This is a genomic window from Pseudomonas sp. KCJK9058, assembly GCF_046230975.1.
GTDB classification, from domain to species: Bacteria; Pseudomonadota; Gammaproteobacteria; order Pseudomonadales; family Pseudomonadaceae; genus Aquipseudomonas; species Aquipseudomonas alloputida.
This window is the reverse complement of the sequence record NZ_JBJJLR010000014.1, coordinates 74,870-95,525: the sequence shown is the minus strand read 5'-3', so window position 1 is coordinate 95,525 and position 20,656 is coordinate 74,870. Positions and strand designations below refer to the sequence as shown.

At 64.2% G+C, this 20,656-nt stretch carries 17 protein-coding genes; 5 read left to right on the top strand and 12 right to left on the bottom strand.

From position 1 onward, the window contains the following. The first annotated feature begins 60 nt into the window (after positions 1–60). The gene (locus ACK59Z_RS10710; protein ID WP_003251736.1) at positions 61–873 is read left to right on the top strand and encodes an SDR family oxidoreductase; all 813 of its coding nucleotides are present in this window, start codon (positions 61–63) and stop codon (positions 871–873) included. Between the two features lie 373 nt (positions 874–1,246). Here ACK59Z_RS10710 and ACK59Z_RS10705 read toward each other — a convergent pair whose 3' ends face one another. The 4 genes from ACK59Z_RS10705 to ACK59Z_RS10690 all read right to left on the bottom strand — a co-directional run bounded on the left by ACK59Z_RS10705 (position 1,247) and on the right by ACK59Z_RS10690 (position 6,370). After that, positions 1,247–2,701 carry an efflux transporter outer membrane subunit gene (locus tag ACK59Z_RS10705; protein WP_409292980.1) on the bottom strand — a complete coding sequence of 485 codons (1,455 nt, stop codon included), beginning with the start codon at positions 2,699–2,701 and terminating at the stop codon, positions 1,247–1,249. Beyond that, on the bottom strand, positions 2,698–3,759 hold the full coding sequence (locus ACK59Z_RS10700; RefSeq protein WP_049587435.1) for an HlyD family secretion protein: 1,062 nt from the start codon (positions 3,757–3,759) through the stop codon (positions 2,698–2,700). The genes ACK59Z_RS10705 and ACK59Z_RS10700 overlap by 4 nt, the downstream gene beginning before the upstream one ends. A 28-nt stretch (positions 3,760–3,787) precedes the next feature. Then, positions 3,788–5,329 (bottom strand): MFS transporter, encoded by a 1,542-nt coding sequence (locus ACK59Z_RS10695; protein WP_004575353.1) that lies wholly within the window; start codon positions 5,327–5,329, stop codon positions 3,788–3,790. A gap of 135 nt (positions 5,330–5,464) precedes the next feature. Then, the gene (locus tag ACK59Z_RS10690; protein WP_003251728.1) at positions 5,465–6,370 is read right to left on the bottom strand and encodes a LysR family transcriptional regulator; all 906 of its coding nucleotides are present in this window, start codon (positions 6,368–6,370) and stop codon (positions 5,465–5,467) included. A gap of 216 nt (positions 6,371–6,586) precedes the next feature. On the opposite strand from ACK59Z_RS10690, the gene ACK59Z_RS10685 reads away from it, so the two are divergent. Further along, complete coding sequence (locus ACK59Z_RS10685) at positions 6,587–7,039, top strand: universal stress protein (RefSeq protein ID WP_104962541.1); 453 nt, start codon at positions 6,587–6,589, stop codon at positions 7,037–7,039. Between the two features lie 71 nt (positions 7,040–7,110). On the opposite strand, the gene ACK59Z_RS10680 is transcribed toward ACK59Z_RS10685, so the two are convergent. The 4 genes from ACK59Z_RS10680 to ACK59Z_RS10665 are packed head-to-tail and all read right to left on the bottom strand — an operon-like array spanning position 7,111 to position 11,875. Beyond that, a complete protein-coding gene (locus tag ACK59Z_RS10680) occupies positions 7,111–7,971 on the bottom strand; it encodes an HlyD family secretion protein (protein WP_064491610.1) in 861 nt (286 codons plus the stop codon). 10 nt (positions 7,972–7,981) lie between these two features. Continuing rightward, entirely contained in the window at positions 7,982–8,182 is a 201-nt protein-coding gene (locus tag ACK59Z_RS10675; protein WP_003251718.1) for a DUF1656 domain-containing protein, read from the bottom strand. Next, entirely contained in the window at positions 8,172–10,349 is a 2,178-nt protein-coding gene (locus ACK59Z_RS10670) for an FUSC family protein (RefSeq protein WP_108191282.1), read from the bottom strand. The genes ACK59Z_RS10675 and ACK59Z_RS10670 overlap by 11 nt, the downstream gene beginning before the upstream one ends. Continuing rightward, complete coding sequence (locus ACK59Z_RS10665) at positions 10,346–11,875, bottom strand: efflux transporter outer membrane subunit (protein WP_054889257.1); 1,530 nt, start codon at positions 11,873–11,875, stop codon at positions 10,346–10,348. The genes ACK59Z_RS10670 and ACK59Z_RS10665 overlap by 4 nt, the downstream gene beginning before the upstream one ends. Before the next feature lie 192 nt (positions 11,876–12,067). On the opposite strand from ACK59Z_RS10665, the gene ACK59Z_RS10660 reads away from it, so the two are divergent. Beyond that, complete coding sequence (locus ACK59Z_RS10660) at positions 12,068–13,015, top strand: LysR family transcriptional regulator (protein ID WP_003251712.1); 948 nt, start codon at positions 12,068–12,070, stop codon at positions 13,013–13,015. Between the two features lie 173 nt (positions 13,016–13,188). After that, positions 13,189–14,163: a 2-hydroxyacid dehydrogenase gene (locus tag ACK59Z_RS10655; protein WP_409292977.1), complete on the top strand. Its 975-nt coding sequence runs from the start codon at positions 13,189–13,191 to the stop codon at positions 14,161–14,163. 355 nt (positions 14,164–14,518) lie between these two features. On the opposite strand, the gene ACK59Z_RS10650 is transcribed toward ACK59Z_RS10655, so the two are convergent. Next, positions 14,519–15,421, bottom strand: coding sequence for a DMT family transporter (locus ACK59Z_RS10650; RefSeq protein ID WP_108191283.1), 903 nt, complete (start codon positions 15,419–15,421; stop codon positions 14,519–14,521). Positions 15,422–15,606: 185 nt separating this feature from the next. Here ACK59Z_RS10650 and ACK59Z_RS10645 point away from each other — a divergent pair, with 185 nt between their 5' ends. Beyond that, complete coding sequence (locus tag ACK59Z_RS10645; protein ID WP_060538239.1) at positions 15,607–16,482, top strand: helix-turn-helix domain-containing protein; 876 nt, start codon at positions 15,607–15,609, stop codon at positions 16,480–16,482. Between the two features lie 29 nt (positions 16,483–16,511). On the opposite strand, the gene ACK59Z_RS10640 is transcribed toward ACK59Z_RS10645, so the two are convergent. From ACK59Z_RS10640 to ACK59Z_RS10630, 3 genes are all read right to left on the bottom strand, one after another. Continuing rightward, positions 16,512–18,902, bottom strand: a complete 2,391-nt coding sequence (locus ACK59Z_RS10640) for a TonB-dependent siderophore receptor (RefSeq protein WP_409292974.1) — start codon at positions 18,900–18,902, stop codon at positions 16,512–16,514. Positions 18,903–19,100: 198 nt separating this feature from the next. Beyond that, positions 19,101–20,081 carry a FecR family protein gene (locus tag ACK59Z_RS10635; protein WP_409292972.1) on the bottom strand — a complete coding sequence of 327 codons (981 nt, stop codon included), beginning with the start codon at positions 20,079–20,081 and terminating at the stop codon, positions 19,101–19,103. Next, a complete protein-coding gene (locus ACK59Z_RS10630; RefSeq protein WP_108191314.1) occupies positions 20,078–20,653 on the bottom strand; it encodes an RNA polymerase sigma factor in 576 nt (191 codons plus the stop codon). The genes ACK59Z_RS10635 and ACK59Z_RS10630 overlap by 4 nt, the downstream gene beginning before the upstream one ends. Positions 20,654–20,656: the final 3 nt, after the last annotated feature.

Here is a 20,656-nt window from a genome sequence, read left to right as displayed (position 1 = left end):
TGACCCGCAAAGAGGCCGGCACAGGCAACAACCAATCCTCCATGACAACAGGCCCCTACCATGCCCACCGTCCTGATCACCGGTTGTTCCAGCGGCATCGGCCGCGCCCTGGCCGACGCCTTCCGCGATGCGGGCCACCATGTCTGGGCCACCGCCCGCAAGCCTGAGGATGTCGAGCAACTGAGTGCCGCCGGCTACACGGCCCGGCAGCTGGATGTAAACGACGGCGAGGCACTGGCCCGCCTGGCAGAGGAACTGCAAACCCTCGATATCCTGATCAACAACGCGGGTTACGGTGCCATGGGCCCACTGCTCGATGGTGGCGTCGACGCCCTGCGCCAGCAGTTCGAAACCAACGTCTTCGCCGTGGTCGGCGTTACCCGGGCGCTGTTCCCGCTGCTACGCCGCTCACGCGGCCTGGTGGTGAATATCGGCAGTGTATCGGGCGTGCTGGTCACGCCATTCGCCGGCGCGTACTGCGCCTCGAAGGCGGCTGTGCATGCCCTGAGCGATGCCTTGCGCCTGGAGTTGGCGCCGTTCGGTGTGCAGGTGATGGAAGTACAGCCGGGTGCAATTGCCTCGCAGTTCGCCAGCAATGCCCAGCGCCAGGCTGAGCAGGTGCTGGCGGTCGACTCGGCGTGGTGGCCTTTGCGTGAGCATGTGCAGGCGCGGGCGCGGGCATCGCAGGACAAGCCAACGTCGGCGGCGGTATTTGCCCAAGGCGTGCTGGCAGCAGTCGGCAAGTCGCCGGCGCCCGCAGTGGTACGTTTGGGGAATGGCAGTACAGCCTTGCCGCTGATGGCACGGTTGCTGCCGCGGCGGTTGCTGGACTGGGCGCTGCGCAAGCGCTTTGGCCTGCTGCGCCCGCTCTGAGTGATCGCCTGCCTGTACCCGCGAAAGGGCCGGGCCTGCAGGACAATTTTCACCCGCCGTTCACCGTTGACGCTGCTACCGTATTCGCGGGTAAACCCGCTCCTACACAGATTGGTGGTGGACACACATCGGTGGTTGGACACAGGCCGCCTTTTACCCGCGAAAGGGCCGGGCCTGCTGGCCAATTTCCACCCGCCGTTCACCGTTGCCGCCGCTACCGTATTCGCGGGTAAACCCGCTCCTACACACACGCATCGGTGGTTGGACACAGGCCGCTGTAGGAGCGGGTTTACCCGCGAAGAGGCCAGTACAGGCTGTAGAGCATCATGCCATGGACCGCAGTACCCCGCCCTCCAGATGCTGCGCGTCCTCTCTAACCGTTAGCATTCGGCAGCTGCTCGTCAAACGCCTGCCAGCCACCGCCCAGTGCCTTGTAAAGCCCCACCAGCGCCTGCGACACCGCCGCCGAGCTGTCGATCCATTGCTCCTCGCTGGCCAGCAGCGCGCCTTGCACCGTCAGCACATTGAGAAAGTCCACCGCCCCTTCCACATACTGGCGCTGGGCGGTTTCCAGGGCGATACGGTTTTGCCGCACGGCCTCGGCAAGGTGATCACGGCGCAACTGACTGGCGTTGTACAGGCGTAGCACATCGTCAATTTCATGCCAGGCCCCCAGCACCACCTTGCGATAGTTCAGCGCGGCTTCCTGCTGTTGCGCCTCGCGCAGTTCCAGGGTGCCCTTGAGCCGGCCGCCTTCGAAAATCGGCAGCGACATCTGTGGACCGAAGGCGAACCGGCGCGAATCCCAGCCACCGAAATCCGACAGCTGCAGGGCCTGGAAGCCGACACTGCCCGACAGGCGGATGCTGGGGTAAAATTCCGCCTTGGCCACGCCAATGCTGGCGGTGGCGGCATGCAGGCGGGCCTCGGCCTGGCGGATGTCCGGGCGGCGCTCGGCCAGTTCGGACGGCAAGCCGATGGCAAACTTCTGCTGCGGCGCAGGCAGCTCGCCGCCTGGCAGCAATTCGGCCTGGAGGCTGCGCGGCGGCTCGGCAGCGAGCAGGCTGAGGGCATTGATCAGGTCATCACGCTGCGCTTCCAGGCTTGGCAGGCGCGACTCGATAGACGCGACCTGGGCGCTGGCCTGGGCCACATCCAGGCGCGTGGCAACGCCTTCGGCCTGGCGGTCCTGGGACAGCTTCAGGCTGTGCCGGGCGACCCTGAGGTTATCCTGCGTCACATCGAGGGTGTGCTGCACGGCACGCAGCTGGATGTAATTGCCGGCGGTTTCCGAAAGCAGTGCCAACAGCACACCGCGGCGGTCATTCTCGGCCACTTCGACCGTGGCATCGGCAGCCTCGACCTGACGCCGCACACGGCCCCACAGATCCAGTTCCCAACCGGCCACCAGGTCGCCCTGCCAGAGGTTGAAGGCTTCTTTCCCGGCCTTGCCGGACGGATCGCTCAAACCATCGGCGCTGTTACGAGCGCGGCTGTAACCGGCGTTCACGTCCACCGACGGTACTTCGTCGGCAGCCAAGGTACTGCGCAGGGCACGGCTTTGCAGCAACCGCGCGCTGGCCATCTGCAGGTCGAGGTTGCGTTCGGCAACGCGCTGGATCAACGCGCTCAGGCGGGCATCGTGGAACGTTTCCCACCAGCGCAGTTCAAGCGGTTCGGCCTGCGGCTGACTGGCCGCTGCCTCGCCTTGCAGCGGCGCCCACTGCTGCGGGGCCTGGCTATCTGGGCGCTGGAAATCCGGGCCCAGGGTGCAACCGGTCAGCAGCACAGCCAGCAGCAAAGGGCTCAAGCGTAATCCCGGTTTCATCGCGCACTTACCTCTTTGCCGTCCAGCTTGTCGCCACGCGTGTCGATGGTGGCTTCGACCGACATGCCCACACGCAGGCGGGTGAGCAGTGGCTGGCCATCATCGAGAACGATCTTGACCGGAATGCGCTGCACCACCTTGGTGAAGTTGCCGGTGGCGTTGTCTGGCTTGACTGCGGCGAAGGTGACGCCGGTAGCCGGGGCAATGCTCTGCACATGGCCTTGCAGGGTTTCGCCGGAGAAGGTGTCGACGCTGATGCGCACCGGCTGGCCCGGTTGTACGTGGGTCAGCTGGGTTTCCTGGAAGTTGCCGACCACATAGGCCTGCTGCAACGGCACCACCGACAGCAGGCGAGCGCCCGGGTTGACGTAGGCCCCCACGCGCAGGGCGCGTTCGCCGACCATACCGTCCACCGGCGCTGTGATGCGGGTGTAGGACAGATCGAGCTGGGCCTTTTCCAGGCCTGCTTCGGCACGCTTGAGCTGGCCATCGGCGCTGGCCACTTGAGCCGTGAGGATGTCCACCTGCTTGCGCGCCGCCACCCGCGCAGCTTGAGCGTTGGCCAGGCGAGCACGGGCTTGATCGACAGCGCTGCGCGCCTGCTGGGCGTTCTGCACGGTACCCGCGCCCTGCTCGGCAAGGCGGCTGTAACGGTTGACTTCATGGTCGGCGAACGCCACCTCAGCCTGGGCCGCCTTCACTGCCGCTTCGGCCTGGGCAATCAGCGCGTCCTGGCGTTCAAGCGTGGCGCGGGCATCGGCGCTTTGTGCCTGGGCTACCAGTAACTGCGCCTGCGCAGCATCCAGCGCGGCCTGGTAGTCACGCGCGTCGATGGTCGCCAGCAACTGGCCAGCTGTGACCTGCTGATTGTCTTCCACCAGCACTTGCTTGATGAAACCGGCGACTTTGGGCGCGACCACGGTGTAGTCGGCGGTCACATAGGCGTCATTGGTGCTCTGGCGGTGATCGCTGCCAAACATCCAGGGGCCGACGATGCCGGCCAGGACGGCCACGGCCAGCACCGAGCCGATGAAAAGGGTTTTGCGGTTGTTGGTCATTTCAATGGTTCTCGAAATCATCCAGGGTTCAAGCCACCGCACGCGGCGGATAGACCCGAGTAGGCACGAAAGGAATCAGGCAGATCAGGGCCACGGCGATACAGGCCAGCACCAGATAGAGGTCAGCCGAGGTCAATACCTGCGCCTGGTCGTGAATGCGCTTGGCCAGGCCAGCGGCGTTGCCGTCAACCAGCGGCGCGTTGCCCAGGCTGTCCACCAGGTGATTGGAATGGAAATGCCGGCGCAGGGTGCCAAGAACATCCAACAGGCCACCGGCGATGACGGCGGCCAGGCCCTTGACGGTGTTGAACCAGCTGGAGGCGAACGGGCCTTCCTGCGGGGTCATGCCATTGGTGGACAGCATCAGCAGCGGCAGCACTGCCATCGGCTGGCCGAACACCTGCAGCAGGTAGAACGGGTAGAAGTCGCCACGGATCCACTCGCTGGTCAGCAGGCTGCTGCCGACACAGGACACCGCCAGCATCGCCAGGCCAATGCCCAGCACCCAGCGGCAGTCCACTGCGCGGATGTTGCACAGTGCCGCCGTCAGTGGCAGGGCGATCAGTTGCGGCATGGCCACCAGCATCATCAACGGGCTGGTCTGCGCCGGGCGGTAGCCCTGGATCTGCGCAAGGTAGGCCGACGGGATGCTGCCCACACCCGAAAGCACGACCAGCACACCGGCCAGGGTCACCAAGGCGAAACTCAAGTTGCGCCGCTGCAACAAGCGCAACTGGAAAAACGGCAACGGCTCGGACCACTCGTTGTACATGAACAACACCAGCAACAGCAGGCCACCGCCCAGCAGCCAGCAGATCAGCGGCGAGTCGAACCAACCCCAGCGGTCGCCCAGCGACAGGCCCAGCACAGTGCAACTGATGGCGGGCAGGCCCAGCAGTACGCCCCGCCAGTCGAACTGTTTGAAACGCTCCAGGCGCAGCGGGTCCTGCGGCAGCCCCCAGCCTACGCAGACCATGGCCAGCAGCGAGGGCAGGATGATCTGCCAGAACGCCCATTGCCAGCCGACGTATTCGGTCCACAACCCCGCCAGCGGCGTGCCGAGGTTGGGGCCAAAGGTGGCGGTCAGGGCGTAGCAGGCCAGGCCATAGACCTTGATACCTGGCGGCAGAAAGCGCAGGGCCACGCTCATCAGCATCGGCGGCAAGGCGCCAGCGGCAAAGCCCTGCAGTACACGCAGCAACATCAGGCTGTGCAGGTTGGGGGCGAACGGTTGCAGCAGGCCAAGCACGGCGAACAGACCAATAGCGCTCATGGTGAAGCGGCGCAGCGAGAAGGTCGTCGCCAGCCACGGCGCAAAGGCCATGGCCGAGACCGAAGCGGCGCTGTACACCGCCAGCAACCAGGCACCTTCGTCGGCACCGATGCCCAGGGCGCCGCGGATATCGGCCAGGGAAATCTTGGTTACCGACTCGTTGAGGCCGGCGCACAGCACAGCCAGCAATACACCGAACAACCCGACCACTACCTGCAGGCCGAACGCCGCCTGCACGGGCGCAGCCGGCGCGGGGGCGGCGGCAATGGCGGCAGACGGGGCGGACAGGGAACTCATGGGCAGACATCTCCGGCAACAAATTTGCGACCGGAGCAAGTCTAAAAAGGTCGAATGCTTACGAAAACTGACTTGTTGGCAGTTTTATATTGCGTCAAACGCAATCGGGCAACGGGCGCGCACGTGCCATACGCCTCAAGGGTCCATCCTGCCGCACGCCTTCAACGTCTGCCGCAGCCAGCGATGGGCCGGGTCGTTATCGAACCGCGGGTGCCATGCCTGCATGACGTTGACCTTTTCCAGTGGCACAGGGATCTCGAAGGACCGCAATGGCAGTTTCAGCCGGTTCACACTGTTCAGGATATTGGCGGGTATCGGCAAGATCAGGTCCGAGTCCGGCAGCGAAAACATCGCGGAGTGAAAACTCGTCGTGATCAGCGCTACCCGGCGCTCCACCTTGTAATTGGCCAGCGCCACGTCGATAGGCCCATTGGCACGGCCACGGCGTGACACGCTGATGTGCGGGTAGGCGGCGAAGCGCTCAGGGGTGATCTCGTCATCGAAAACCGGGTGCCCTTCACGCGCCAAGCCCACGAAGTAGGTGTTGAACAGGCTCTGAACCTTGATTTCGGGGCCCAGTTCAATGGCTGAACTGATGATCAGGTCGATTTGCCCATTGCGCAGCACCGCATCATCGTCGCCGCTGCCCTCCGGCACAAAACGCAGCACCGTATGCGGTGCCTGGGCCAGCATCATGCGCAACAACTGAGCGCCATACAGGGCGATGAACAAGTCATTGGTGCGGATGTTGAAGGCACGGTCCAGGTTCACCAGGTCGACATCGTCGCGACTGCGAAATACCTGCCCGGCCTGCTCCACCAGGCCATGCACCTGCTCGCGCAGGGCCAGCGCACGCGGCGTCGGCACCAGGCCACGGCCGGCGCGCACCAGGATCGGGTCACCCAGCGCTTCGCGGATACGCCCCAGGGTTCGGCTCATGGCTGCCGGGCTCAGGTTCATGCGTTGCGCCGCGCCGACCACGCTGCCCTCGTCGAGCAAGGCATCGAGGGCGACAAGCAGGTTCATGTCCGGAAGTTGCATGGCCGTTTTCCGTTACAGCTGTAGGGAATGCGATGGTATCAGGTAGATGGATTGCACCGGACGCAATGCGCTTGTGCGTGGTGGGCCATTTATTCAGGGGAAGGGTTAGGTCAAGAATGATGCATCGCAGGTTTGGCCCTTTCGCGGGTAAACCCGCGCCTACGTTGGTCTACGCGAAGAGGCCGCCCCAGCCCCCAAATACATCAAGGATCCTGCATGCCCAGCCCCGTCCTGATCGCCATCGACGCCTCCCCCGCATCTGCCGCCCTGCTTGCCCTCGCCCGCCGCTACTGCCGCCCGGGCGAGCACGAACTGCACGTGCTGCTGGCCATCGATTCGACCTTCGCGGTGCACGAGCAACCCGCGCCCTACACCGCCGAGGAACTGGAAGAATACCCCGCCGCCTGCATGGAACAGCAGCATGCCGACCACGCCGTAGCCGAGGCCGTGCGCGAACTGCAGCAAGCCGGCTTCGCCAGTCAGGGCTGCATGGTGGCCGGGCTGCCGGTTGATGCGATTGTGGCCAAGGCGCAGGAATTGAACTGCGAGCTGATCATCATGGGCCACCGCCACCTGTCGCGGCTGGGGCGGTTGCTCGACCCATCGATCAGCGCGAAGGTGATTGATCGGGTCGAAGTGCCGGTGTTGGTGGGGGCGGCGAGTGCATGATTGGAGCGATGTGCCGCCTGTAAGATCGAGCACCACGCGAGCGGCGCTCGATCAGTCTGGCGACCTGCCTCTCAAGGCGAACTCGGCTTCACCACCACCGTACAGGTCGTCCCCGCCGCCAGCAAAAACCCTTCCGGCACTTCATCGATGTGAATGCGCACCGGCACCCGCTGTGCCAGCCGCACCCAGTTGAAGGTCGGGTTCACGTCGGCGATCAGCTCGCGGCTCTGTGGGTTGTCGCGGTCATAGATGCCGCGGGCGATGCTCTCCACATGCCCCTTGAGACGCTCGCCACTCATCATCTGCAATTCGGCCTGATCACCCACCTTCACATGCGGCAGCTTGGTCTCCTCGAAGAACCCATAAACCCAGAACGAGTGCTCGTCGACCACCGCCATCACCGCTTCACCGGTACGCGCATAGTCGCCCTTGTGGATATTCAGGTTGGTCACATAGCCGTCAACCGTCGCCACGATATGCGTACGCTTGAGGTTCAGCTCGGCTGCGGCCAACTCGGCAAGGGCTTGTTGATAATCGGCTTGGGCGGCATTGGCGATGTTGCTGGCGTCGTCGCGGTTTTCCTTGGAGATCACCAGGTTGTCCATGTCGGCGCGGCGCTTGGCATTGACCTTGCGCATTTCCCAGGTGGCCTTGCGCGAGGCGACCAGTGCCTTGGCCTGGTCGACTGCCAACTGGTAGTGCTCAGGGTCGATCTGGATCAGCAGGTCGCCCTTCTTCACCCGCTGGTTGTCCTTGACCGGTACATCCACCACGTAGCCGGGCACGTCGGCAGCGACGTTGATGATGTCGGCACGCACACGGCCATCACGGGTCCATGGCGTGGTCATGTAGTGCAGCCACAACTGGCGACCGATGGCCACGGCAGCGACCAGCACCAGCAGGGTGGCGATCAGGCTGAAGAACTTTTTCATCGAAGGATTCTCACCAGTAGACAGACAGCGCCATGGCGCCGAACAAGCAGACGAACAGGCTCAGGCGCAGCAGCGCCGGGTGCCAGAAGAAGCGGTAGCCATCATGGCTGGCAATGAACCGGTCCAGGCCCCAGGCCAGGCCCAGGGCAAACAGGAACATCAAGGTCATGGTGGGCATGTACACGCCATGGAAGGCGATCTCACGGGGCATGGTGCAATCCTTTCGCCGGTGCCAGTGGCGACTGTGGGTCCAGCAGGGAAGTACGGATGAAGTGCAGGTAGCTTTGCACGCGGCGCAGCACCGAGGTGTCGAAGTGCCGGGCGAATGGCTCGTCGGTGGCCTGCACGCGGGCGATGGCGTGGTCCACTGCCACCAGTGCGCGCTCGTGGTTGCTGGCGCTGGGCTGCAGGAACAGCCGGGTCAGCGCACGGCCCATGACACGGATTGCCTGGCGCCAGGGCTGCGACTCGGCATAGGCCGGGTGCACCGGGGCGCGGGCTTGCTCCTTGCGCAGCTCGATGACGGCGTGGCCGATCTCCAGCACGGTGAACATCCAGCCCATCAGCTGGCTTTGCACCTGCGGCTTGCCGGCCGCCAGGCCATAGGCCTGGTGCAGCAGGTCGCGGGTGCGGCTTTCGAAGGCCGAGCCCAGGCCGCGCAGGCGGCCGCTGATGGCGAACAGCACCTGCTCGCGCAACGCCTGCTCCAGGCGGCTCCACAACCAGCGGCTGTTGGGCGGCAGGATGATCGCCCCGGCGGCGGCACAGACGAACATGCCGATCACCATGCCGATGTAGTCGTTGATGAAGGTGTACGGGTCATACACGGTGAGGTTGTTCGGCACCGAACCAATCGCGAAGAACACCAGCAGGCCGATGCCATAACCGGCGTAGGCAGGGCGCGACGAAAGAAAAGCGCCCAGCACGAACACAGGCGCCAGCACCATGCACAGCAGCGGAAAACCATCGATCCAGGGGAACACGAAGAAGGTTTCGAAGAAGCCGACAAAAGCGCCGATGGCCGTGCCGCAAGCCATCTGGAACGACATGCGCTTGGGGTTGGGTGACGCCGCCGAAAGGCATACGGTGACCGTGGCGATCAGGGTCATCATGGCGCCACTGGGCCAATCGCTGAGCAGCCAGTAACTGCCCAGCAGCAACAGCACTGCCGAGGCGCGCACACCGGCCGCCAGCGATACCAACCAGCTGGTCTGCGCCACGTAGGGCTCGTCCCACTGCTCGCGCTCGTGCTTGTGCGCGGCCAGCGAGGCATGGGTTTCGGCGTAGCTCAACATCTCGTCGACGAAGCGGTACAGCAGCTCGAACGCAGTGTGAAAATCGAGCAGGTCGGATTCGCTGGGGTCCGTTGCCAGGTACTCAGCCCGCAGCCCTCTCACCTGGGCCTGCAGGCCTTCCTTGTAGGCGGCCAACTCCAGGGTCAGGCGCAGCGCATCGGCGTCAGTCAACGCCCGGCCCACATAGGGCTGCAGCAACTCCACCAAGGTGTTCAGGCCCGGTTCGATGGCACTGACGATCTGCAGCGGGCCACGGGCACGCAGGCGCTCCATCAAGCGGTGCAAGGCATTGAAGCGGGTGGTGATGGCCATGAACTCGCTGTTCATGCGCACCAGCCGGCCACTGCGACGGCGCATGTGCGGGTCTTCGAAAGCGGTGACGTTGCGCAGGCTCTCAAGGCCCACGGCCTCTGCCACGAAGCGCACGTTGCTGCTCTCGAAGCGGTCCTTTTGACTGTCGCCACGCAGGGCCTCGACCACCACCCCGGCAAACACGCCAAAGCGCTGGTACAAGGCGTTGCGCATTGCGGCACTGGCCGACTGCGGCAGGATCGCGGCACTGACGAAGGTCGACACCAGAATACCCAGGGCGATTTCCAGCGCCCGCCATACCGCTGCCATGAACGCCTGGTCGGGGTGTTGCAGCACCGGCAGGCCGATCATCGCTGCGGTGTAGCCAGCCAGCACGAAACCATAGGCGCGGAAGGTGCGGTAGCGCATGGCACCGGCTGAGCACAGGCCCACCCACAGGGCCAGGCTGGGCAGAAACAGCTCGGTGTTCTGCGGGAAGATGGCGATCAGCGCCACCATCATCGCCGAGCCGGCCAGGGTGCCTAGCACCCGGTAGAAGCTCTTGGCGAACACATGCCCGCTTTGCGGCTGCATGACAATGAACACGGTGATCATGGCCGTGCGCGGTTGCGGCAGCTCCAGGCGCATGGCCAACCACAAGGTAATGAACGCGGCGGCCAGCACCTTGAAGATGTACACCCAGGTCACGCCGTCGGTGCGCGCCCAGGCAAAGAAGCCCCGGCGCCATTCCAGGCTTTGCAGCCAGCGCACGGGCAAACTGGAAGTGCTCATTCGGCGTTATCCGGCTTCTTGTCGAAAATGGCCAGGGTGGCCGGGGTCTTTGGGGCTGCCTGGCGTTCCTCTTTCGGCGCATCCTGACCGGCCTGCAGGCCACCACCCAGGGCGGTGACCAGCTCGGCATGGGCAATCAGGCGGGCGGCCTGCACCTGCTGCTGCACCTGCTGCTGGCGGAACAGCAAAGTCTGCGCGTTGAGCACGTTCAGGTAGTCGGTAAGGCCGCGCTGGAACGCGACCATGGCGATGTCATAGGTTTTCTGCGCGGCAGCAACCGATTCGGCGGCGAAGTGCGACTGTTCTTTCATCGACTCGCGGCGGATCAACTGGTCGGAGATGTTCTTCAGTGCACCAACCACGGTCTGGTTGTAGCGGGCCACCGCCACGTCATACCCCGCCGAGGCCACGCCCAGTTCTGAGCGCAGGCGCCCACCGTCAAAGATCGGCAAGCTGATGGCCGGGCCGACGTTGTAGTTGAACTTGCGCCCGGTCAGGAATTCCAGCGGGCCACCACCGGTGGCCATGAAGCCCAGGCTGCCGACCAGGTCGACGTTGGGGAAGAAGCCGGCGTGAGCGACGTCGATGCCACGCGCCTGGGCAGCCACCTGCCAGCGGCTGGCAACCACATCAGGCCGCTGGCCGACCAGTTCGGCGGGCAGGTTCGAAGGCAGTTTCAGCGGCGCGGCCAAGGCCAGGGCCGGGCGCTGCAACTGCGCGCCTTCCCCCGGGCCCTTGCCGGCCAGTGCGGCCAGCTGGTTGCGGGTCAGGGCAATTTCTTCGTCGAGGCTGTCGAGCTGACGGTGGGTTTCCGGCAGCGGCGCTTCGGCCTGGCTGACTTCGAAATGGGTGCCGATACCGGCATCCAGGCGACGCTTGGCCAGGGCCAGGATCTGCTCCTGCTGTTCCAGTTCGGCCTTGACGATATCGCGCTGGGCAAAATGCAGGCTCAGCTGGATGTAGGCACGCACCACATTGTTCTGCAGTTCCAGCTGCGCCTGACGGGCTTCGGCCACGCTCATGTGCGCCTGGTCCACGGCCTGCTCGCTGGCATTGCGCTCGCGCCCCCACAGGTCAAGGGCGTAGCTGAAACCGATGGCGGCGTTGTTGTCCCAGGTGTTGGCACCCGACAACGCGCCGGGGCCATAAAACTGGTCTTCAGGCCAGTTGTGGCGCTTGAGCGTGGCCTGGCCATTGGCCTGGAGCTTTTCCGCCGACTCGACCACACCGGCCATGGCCTTGGCTTCGCGCACCCGCGCCGCAGCCATGGCCAGGCTCGGGCTACCGGCAACGGCCAGGGCAATCCAGCGGTCCAGCTGCGGGTCGCCATAGGCGTGCCACCACTGCTGGTCGGGCCAGTGAGCGTCGGTCGCGGCTTCGCGAATGGCCGCGTCGGTGGTCAAGGTATTGGCTTGCAGCGTCTTGCTTTGCGGGGCAATGCCCCAGGTTCCAATACAGCCGCTCAAGGTGAGGGCAAGGGCACAGGCACTGAACGCCTTGAGCGTTCTGATGATGCGACGCGGCACAGCTGCGATTTCCCGAGGAAGAGGTGAAGGGGGCCGGGCAATTCTAGGGGGCGGCAGCACTGGCGATAAGCACAGATTCCTGCGAATCTTTGTTACCAAAACAGCGATAATCCGCCTTTGGTCGAAGGCAACTTTTTCTCTTTTCCAAGTTACTTCGTGACACAATTTTGTCCTCTACCTCGAGAGTGACCCATGGACACCCTGCAAAACATGCGTGCTTTCAGTTGCGTAGCCCAACTCGGCAGCTTCACTGCCGCTGCGGCGCAACTGGATACGACCACCGCGAACGTGTCGCGGGCGGTCTCCAATCTGGAAGCCCATCTGCAAACAAGGCTGCTCAACCGTACCACCCGCCGCATTGCGCTGACCGAAGCCGGCAAGCGCTACCTGATGCGTTGCGAACAGATTCTTACCTACGTCGAAGAAGCCGAGGCCGAAGCCAGCGACGCCCATGCGCGCCCGGCCGGGCAGTTGAAGGTGCATTCGATGACTGGGGTCGGCCAGCACTTCGTGGTCGATGCCATCGCCCGCTACCGCGAAACGCACCCGGACGTGACCTTCGATTTGACCATGGCCAACCGCGTGCCCGATCTGCTCGACGAGGGTTATGACGTCTCCATCGTGCTGGCCACCGAACTGCCCGACTCAGGGTTCGTTTCGCAGCGCCTGGGCATCACCTACAGCATTGTCTGTGCCTCGCCCGCCTACATCGCCCAGCATGGCGTGGCGCACAAGCCTGCCGACCTGCTCAAGCACGCCTGCCTGCGCATGGTCAGCCCGGTCATACCGCTGGAGAAATGGCTGTTCGATGGCCCGGAAGGCCAAGAGATGGTCAACATCACCAGTTCGCCGTTCATGGTGAATACCGCCGATGCCATGAAGACTGCGATCCGCAGTGGCATGGGCGTAGGCGTGCTGCCGATCTATTCGGCTATCGAGGGCCTGCGGGACGGTAGCCTGGTTCGGGTGCTGCCCGAGTATCGCCTGCAGGAGCTGAACCTGTATGCCATCTATCCATCGCGGCAGTATCTGGATGCCAAGATCAAGACCTGGGTCGAGTACCTGCGCAACTCGCTGCCAGAGATTCTTGCCGCGCATGAGGCAGACCTGAAAACCCACCAGGTGCTGATCGCCAACTAAAAAGCTGCTGCATTGCGGGGGCTGACAATGGTAGGTTGCTAACCATTGATTTCGCCTGTTCCGCCCCTTTCGCGGGCAAGCCCGTTCCTGCAAGGCACCGCGCCCCTGTAGGCGCGGGCTTGCCCGCGAAGAGGCCGGCACAGCCCCACCCCGCCTAGCAGAGAAGTTGCCCGATGAAAAAGACCGTCCTGGCCTTCAGCCGTATCACCCCGGCCATGGCCGAGCGCCTGCAGCAAGACTTCAACGTGATTCTGCCCAACCCCAAGCTCGGCGACATCAACGCCCAGTTCAACGAAGCCCTGCCTGAAGCCCATGGTCTGATCGGCGTTGGCCGCAAGCTCGGCCGGGCGCAGCTTGAAGGCGCGGCCAGGCTGGAGGTGGTGTCCAGCGTGTCGGTCGGCTATGACAACTACGACCTCGACTACTTCAACGAGCGCGGCATCGCCCTGACCAACACCCCCGACGTGCTGACCGAAAGCACCGCCGACCTGGGCTTCTCGCTGATCATGGGCTGCGCCCGGCGCACCGCCGAGCTGGATGCCTGGACCAAGGCCGGCAACTGGCAGGCCACCGTGGGCCCGGCCCACTTCGGCAGTGATGTACATGGCAAGACCCTGGGTATCGTCGGCATGGGCAACATTGGTGCAGCAGTGGCACGCCGTGGCCGCTTTGGCTTCAACATGCCGATCCTGTACAGCGGCAACAGCCGCAAGACTGCGCTGGAGCAGGAGCTGGGCGCACAGTTCCGCAGCCTGGATCAGTTGCTGGCCGAAGCCGACTTCGTGGTCATCGTGGTGCCGTTGTCCGATGCCACCCGCAAGCTGATCAGCAGCCGCGAGCTGAAGCTGATGAAGACGAGTGCGTTCCTGATCAACATTGCCCGTGGGCCGGTGGTGGATGAGGCGGCGCTGATCGAGGCGCTGCAGGCGGGCACCATTCGCGGCGCAGGCCTGGATGTGTACGAGAAAGAACCGCTGAGCGACTCGCCGCTGTTCAAGCTGCCCAATGCGCTGACCCTGCCGCACATTGGTTCGGCTACTGCCGAAACCCGTGAGGCCATGGCCAACCGGGCGATCGACAACCTGCGTGCGGCGCTGCTGGGCGAGCGGCCGCGGGACCTGGTGAACCCGCAGGTGTGGAAGGGCTGACCGTTTTGGAGTGCCTGGGCCGGCCTCTTCGCGGGTAAACCCGTGCCTACAAATTGGAATGCCTGTGCTGGCCTCTTCGCGGGTAAACCCGCTCCTACAGTTTGGAATGCCTGTGCTGGCCCCTTCGCGGGTAAACCCGCTCCTACGATTTGGAGTGCTGGGGTGGCCTCTTCGCGGGGAAACCCGCCCCTACGATTTGGAGTGCTGGGGTGGCCTCTTCGCGGGGAAACCCGCTCCTACGATTTGGAGTGCCTGTGCTGGCCTCTTCGCGGGTAAACCCGCTCCTACAAAGGGTGTGCACTGCCCTGTAGGAGCGGGTTTACCCGCGAAAGGGCCGGCCCAGGCAACCCATCACCTATTTGGCGACCACAACCCCCCCAGCCACCCTGGCCCGGGGCTTGCGAAACACCAGCACATTCCCCGCCATCACCGCCACCAAGCCGAGCAAGGCCGGCGCCGTCCATTGGTAACCCTCAGCCACCGCCGACACATTCAACGCCACTAACGGGAACAGTACCGTGCAGTAAGCTGCCCGCTCCGGGCCCATGCGCCCGACCAACGTCAGGTAGGCAGTGAAGGCAATCACCGACCCCGGCACCACCAGGTACAGCAGCGAACCGATATAGCGCGCATTCCACTCCATGCTGAACGGCACGCCGCTGACCACACAGAACACCGCCAGCATCACCGCCCCATAGACCATGCCCCAGGCATTGGTGGTCATCGGCTTGAGGCCGGCCTTCTGCTGCATGCTCGACAGCAGGTTGCCGGCCGAGAAGCACAGCGTGCCGAACAGGGCCAAGCCAAGGCCGTACAGGGTTTCGCGGCTGGCTGCGTGATGCGACAGCTCCGGCCAGAACAGCAGGCCCAGGCCAAGCAAGCCCAAGGCACCACCGCCAAGCACATTGCTGGCGATTTTCTGGCCGAAGAAAATGCGAGCGTTAAGCGCGTTCCACAGTGTCGCGGTGGAGAACACCACCGCGATCAGGCCGCTGGCGATCCACTGGCTGGCGCTGAGGAAACAGATGAAGTTGACGCAGAACAGGCACAGGCCCTGGGCCAGGCAGATCTGGTGGCCACGGCGGTTCATGGGTTGCAGCCGGCGGGTAATCAACAGGAAAGCAAACAGGATCAGGCCGGCCAGGGCGAAGCGGTAGACGATCGAAACCGGGATCGCGACCACGCCTAGCTGGAGTTTCAGGGCGATCCAGGTGGTGCCCCAGATCAGGACGGTGAGCAGGTAGAGTGACAGGTTCATGATGGCAATTCCTTGGGCCTTTGGAAATCGGTGCCCGGCGCTTCGCGGGTAAACCCGCTCCTACAGGGATCACCAGTGTTCTTTCGATCGGCCTCTGGCTGCTTGCACGAACTTGCGCTTTTCTTGCGCCGGTGGATGTCACTCGATCCTGGGCGCAGTAGGATGGCAGGCAAGAGGACCCGCCAATGACGCCACTCACCCAGTTGCAAGTGTTCAACGCCATGCATGCCTCGCCCAACGCCAGGCTGGAGCTGAGCGCGCACCTGGGCGACGGACTGGCGGCGGCGTTGTGGAGCAACCGTGACGATGCGCGCGACTACCAGGCGCCTAGCCATCACACCCTGTCGTGCTACATCGCCGACGGCACCGGCACCTTCCGCCGCCAGCGCCCGGCCGACAAAGGTGCGCCCGACAAGCTGTGCGTGATGCCGGCCGGGCAGGAATCGAACTGGGTCGTCAATGGCGCGATCCGCCTGGCACACCTGTATATCAGCGAGGCGCAGTTCGCCCTGGGCTGTGTACGCCTGCTCGACCGGGAACCGCGCGAGCTGCAACTGCAGGAAGCGACCTTTCTGGACGACCCGCAGCAGGCTGCCCGCTTTCGTCAATTGATCCAGCTGGACTGGGACGAGCCCGGCGAGCGCCTGCTGGCCAGCAGCCTGGCGCACGAGATCGTTGACCATGCGCTGCTCAGCCAGGTCGGGTTGCGCCAAGGCCTGCGCCTGAAAGGCGGGCTGGCGCCAAACCTGCGCCGACAGCTGGTCGACTACCTCGAGGCACACCTGGACCAGCCCATCACCCTGGAAGAGCTGGCGCTGCGCTGCAATCTGTCCGAATACCACTTTGCGCGCATGTTCCGCGCCAGTTTCGGGCTCCCGCCGCACCAGTATCTGCTGGCACGGCGGCTGCACCGGGCGTGCCAGTTGTTGCGGCTGGGAGTAATGCCGCTGGGGGAGATTGCCTTGTTGTGCGGGTTTGCCAGTGCCAGCCATTTCAGCAACCGGTTTCGCCAAGCCCTGGGGGCCACACCTGGCGAATACCGCAAGGCCTTTTTCATCTGAAACCGGGGCCGCTCTGCGGCCCCATTTGCCTAGAACTCGAAGGTGCTCGACAAACTGACCTGCCGCGCATCGCCAATCGCCACAAAGTACTGGTTCACCGCCGAGCTGTAATACACCTTGTCGAACAGGTTCTTCACGTTCAGTTGCAGGCGCACGTTGTGTTCGTCGAGTTTGGTTTCATAAGTGGCAAACGCATCGGCAACGGTATAGCTCGGCAGGTCGAAGGTATTGGTCGCGTTACCCGAACGCTCGCCCACATAACGGGCGCCGGCACCGAAGCGCAGCCGGTCACCCCCGAACAGGCTGCCAAAGTCATACACCGCCGACAGCGAGCCGCTGTGCCGGGCCACGTTCTGCAGGCGATTGCCCTCAAGATCAGGGTCCTTGGTGACCTTGGCATCGGTCAATGCATAGCTGCCGATCAGGCTCCAGCGCTCGCTGATCTGGCCGGTCACGTCGAGTTCCACACCGCGTGAACTGACCTCACCCGCATTGCTGTAGACCGTTTCGCTTGTGACGGCGTCAAAGTTCGAGACCAGTACATTGCGCTTGGTGATATCGAACAATGCCAGGGTGCCTGTGATGCGGCCTGGCATGTCGAGCTTGGCGCCCAGCTCCCACGACTTGCCCTCCTCAGGTGCCACCGAGGCATCGAGCACGACATTGCCGGTCAGCGGCGCGATGGTCGAGTTGGGCTTGAACGACTCGCTGTAGCTGCCATAGAACGAGAGCTGGTCGTCGACTTTGTAAACGATACCGGCGTGGGGCACCCAAGCCTGGCCACTGATGTCGGTATTGGCCTTGAACGGGCGACCGCGGCCAGCGTACTGGTCGTACTGCTGGAAACGCGCACCTGCTACAAGGATCCAGTGCTCATCGAGGTGCAGCGCGTCCTGCACGAACAGCGCATCGGTGCGCAGCTTGTCGGTCTGGTCGCTGTCGCTGGCTCGCACGTTGGTGCCCTCCACTTCCTGTCCGTAGACCGGGTCCAGATAACTGAACGTGGACTGTGGCGTCTGGCGAATCAGGTCACCGCGAAAGATCTTGCGGTCTTCATGGTCGATGCCGAACAGCAGGTCATGCTGCATCCCCGCCAGCTCGACATTGCCATTGAGACTCAGGGTCACGAACTGGTCACGGCTCATGGCGTTGTGGGTGCCGTCGATGCTGCGTGTCAGCGTGCCTTGGGTTTCGTTGACGCCGGTCACACGAACCTGGCTGGCATCGTAGGTCTCACGATTGAAGCTGTAGCCGAAGAGCAGCTTCCAGTCATCGGCCAGCTGATGGTCGACTTCCAGGCGATACAGGTCGGAGCGCCCTTCCATGTCGTTGAACGGCTCGTCCAGGCGGCGCGTGGCAGGGATGTTCAGCGGGTGGCCGTTGTTGCCGAACGCGGTGCCACGGTCGAACGGATAGAGAAATTCACGGTGCTCGTAGGCCAGCACCACCTGGGTGTCTTCGCCCAGCCAAGCCAGCGACGGTGCCACCAGCGATTCGCGGTGCACGCCGTAGTTGCGCCAGTAGTCCTCGTCTTCGTGGTCGACGATCAGGCGGTAGGCGAAGTTGCTGTCACCCAGTGCGCCCGTGCTGTCGAGCCCGCCACCGCTGCCGTTCTTGCCGCTGCCATAGGTCGAGCCGCGCACGGTCAGGGCGTTGTACTGCTGCAACTGCGGACGCTTGCTGACCACGTTGATGACCCCACCCGGGTCCTGGATACCGTACAGCAGCGAGGCAGGGCCCTTGAGCACTTCGACCCGCTCGGTGCTGGCGTTGAAGTTGCGACCCTGCACCACGGGCATGCCATCGCGCATGATCGAGCCGTCGCGGTTGTCGCCAAAGCCACGTTTCATCACCGTGTCGGATGTGCCGCCGAAGTTGTTGCCCTGGGTAATGCCGCTGACGTTGGCCAGGGCGTCATCGAGGTTGCGCGGGGCTTGGTCGCGGATAACCTGGGCCGGTACCACGTTGATTGCCTGAGGGATGTCCTGGTTTGGGCCCTGCCCGCGCATGATCGAAGCGCTGGCCGGGGGCTGGTAGCTGTAGTCGTCCAGTTGCGAGGTCACGGTGGTGGCCTGCAGGTTGAGGGCACCGGAGGTGTCTGCAGGTTCGAGGGTCAGGGTACGTGCGTCGACGCGGCGCCAGGCCAGCCCAGCGTTGCCCAGCAGTTGTTGCAGCGCCTGCTCGGCGCTGAACCGACCATTCAGCGCCGGCGCTTGCACGCCCGGCAGCTCGAGGGTGTAGACCACGCTCTGGCCAGTGGTGCGACTGAAGGCGTTCAGGGCCTGGGCCAAGGGTTGGGCCGGCTGGGCGAAGGCATAGGCCTGCAGCTGCTCGGCCGCGCTTGCCAAGGGGGCGACAGCGAAGGCCGGGAGCGCAGCAAGGCCGAACCAGAGAGGGACGCAACGCGGGGAGAACTTCATGGACGCTGACCTGTGAGGGGTGATTATTGCGAATCAATCGCACTTTCACTCATTACACGGATGCCACGTGCTGTTACCTCACCTGTGCCTGGAAATATTTTTTGCTGTGCCGGCCTCTTCGCGGGTAAACCCGCTCCTACGGGGGGGCGCGCAACGCTGTAGGGGCGGGTTTACCCGTGAAGAGGCTGGCACAGGCAACTACCGAATCAGGGTCAAACGCCCCAACACGGTCTGCCGTGAAAAACCCATCACCTTGCCCAGCGAATCCAGCGCCAGCAGCGGCTCGGCCACCGGGAAGCTGCCGCTGACCTTGCGCTGCCCCAGGTCACCATCGAGCAACAGGATACGCCCCGGGTAATATCGCCCAAGGTCTTCGATCACCTGCGCCAGCGGCACCTGGTAATAGTTCAACCACCCCTGGCGCCAGGCCAGGCGGTTGTCACTGTCCACCGCCAGGGTGTCGCCTACTTTGCCTGCGCGGTAGGTCAGCTGCTGGTTGGCAGTCAGTTCTCGCGCCACAGTGCCCTGCGCGGGGCTGACGCCCACACGCCCGCTGCGCACCGTCACCTGGGCACCCTCGCCTTGCTCACGCACCTCGAACTGGGTGCCGAGCACCCGCACTTCGCCGCCGGCAGCTTCCACCAGGAACGGCTCACCGGTATGGGTAACCTCGAAGAACGCCGCGCCATGCAGCAACCGCACACGGCGCTCACCCTGGGCGAAATCGACCGCAATGGCGCTACCGGCATCAAGCGTCACCTGTGACTGGTCGGCCAAGGTCACCTGGCGAATCTGCCCGGCACTGCTGTAGTCCGCCTGTAGGTCCTGCAACCAGTACCCCGGGTGCCAACCACCAGCGACGCCCACGGCCAGCACCAGGCAGGCTGCCATCGCCAGCCCTGCCACCCGCCGCCAGCCGCCACGCGCCGGTGGTCTGGCCATGGCATCGAGGTAGCGCTGCAGGGCGTCCTGCTCTTCGTCCGCCAGCCGCGCCGCCGGGGCGGCGCTTCTCTGCCACAGCACCTGGGCCTGTTCATAAGCTGCGCGGTGCGCGGGGTCGGCCAGCAACCAGCGCTTGAATGCCGCCCCTTCGGCTTGCCGGGGTTGCTCGTTGATCCGGTTGAACCATTGCAGGGCAGCCTGAAACTGCGCTTCGGTGATCGGCGGTAAACGGCTCATCGACGGGCGCTCCCTGGCCGGCGTGGGGTGGACGCGGGCTCGGCAACACTCGCCTTGCACGCTTCGAGGGCGCGCATCATATGCTTTTCCACGGCGCTCTGGGACAGCTGCATGGCTTTGGCGATCTCGCTGTACTTGCAGCCGTGAATGCGGTTGAGCAGGAAGATCTGCCGGGTGCGTTCGGGCAAGGCACGCAAGGTGGCCTCGATACGCTGCAAGTCGTGGTCGACCTCCACGGCCTGCTCAGGGGCCTGGGCCAGGCTCGCCTCATTCACCGGCACAGCGGCTTCGGCCACGCGTTCGCGGCTACTTTCGCTGCGCAGGTGGTCTATGGCCAGGTTGCCCGCGCAACGCAGCAGGTAAGTGTCCAGCGCCTCGACCTTGACCTCGGGGCGACGCCAGAAACGCAGGAACAGCTCTTGGACCAAGTCCGAAGCGGTGGCGCGGCAGCCGACCCGACGGCTTACCAACGCCTCCATACGCGCACGCTGGGCCTGGAACACCTGGACGAAACGTGCACGTGCGCCTGCGCTGTCAGCGTGAGGCTCGATGATATCCCCTGGCTCGCTCACGGG

Excerpts from the sequence above, each read along its gene's own strand:
- ACK59Z_RS10675 (WP_003251718.1), bottom strand. The coding sequence starts at position 8,182 with ATGCCCCGTGAGATCGCCTTCCATGGCGTGTACATGCCCACCATGACC.
- ACK59Z_RS10650 (WP_108191283.1), bottom strand. The coding sequence starts at position 15,421 with ATGAACCTGTCACTCTACCTGCTCACCGTCCTGATCTGGGGCACCACC.
- ACK59Z_RS10705 (WP_409292980.1), bottom strand. The coding sequence starts at position 2,701 with ATGAAACCGGGATTACGCTTGAGCCCTTTGCTGCTGGCTGTGCTGCTG.
- ACK59Z_RS10645 (WP_060538239.1), top strand. The coding sequence starts at position 15,607 with ATGACGCCACTCACCCAGTTGCAAGTGTTCAACGCCATGCATGCCTCG.
- ACK59Z_RS10710 (WP_003251736.1), top strand. The coding sequence starts at position 61 with ATGCCCACCGTCCTGATCACCGGTTGTTCCAGCGGCATCGGCCGCGCC.
- ACK59Z_RS10660 (WP_003251712.1), top strand. The coding sequence starts at position 12,068 with ATGGACACCCTGCAAAACATGCGTGCTTTCAGTTGCGTAGCCCAACTC.
- ACK59Z_RS10640 (WP_409292974.1), bottom strand. The coding sequence starts at position 18,902 with ATGAAGTTCTCCCCGCGTTGCGTCCCTCTCTGGTTCGGCCTTGCTGCG.
- ACK59Z_RS10635 (WP_409292972.1), bottom strand. The coding sequence starts at position 20,081 with ATGAGCCGTTTACCGCCGATCACCGAAGCGCAGTTTCAGGCTGCCCTG.
- ACK59Z_RS10685 (WP_104962541.1), top strand. The coding sequence starts at position 6,587 with ATGCCCAGCCCCGTCCTGATCGCCATCGACGCCTCCCCCGCATCTGCC.
- ACK59Z_RS10670 (WP_108191282.1), bottom strand. The coding sequence starts at position 10,349 with ATGAGCACTTCCAGTTTGCCCGTGCGCTGGCTGCAAAGCCTGGAATGG.
- ACK59Z_RS10695 (WP_004575353.1), bottom strand. The coding sequence starts at position 5,329 with ATGAGTTCCCTGTCCGCCCCGTCTGCCGCCATTGCCGCCGCCCCCGCG.
- ACK59Z_RS10690 (WP_003251728.1), bottom strand. The coding sequence starts at position 6,370 with ATGCAACTTCCGGACATGAACCTGCTTGTCGCCCTCGATGCCTTGCTC.
- ACK59Z_RS10655 (WP_409292977.1), top strand. The coding sequence starts at position 13,189 with ATGAAAAAGACCGTCCTGGCCTTCAGCCGTATCACCCCGGCCATGGCC.
- ACK59Z_RS10700 (WP_049587435.1), bottom strand. The coding sequence starts at position 3,759 with ATGACCAACAACCGCAAAACCCTTTTCATCGGCTCGGTGCTGGCCGTG.
- ACK59Z_RS10680 (WP_064491610.1), bottom strand. The coding sequence starts at position 7,971 with ATGAAAAAGTTCTTCAGCCTGATCGCCACCCTGCTGGTGCTGGTCGCT.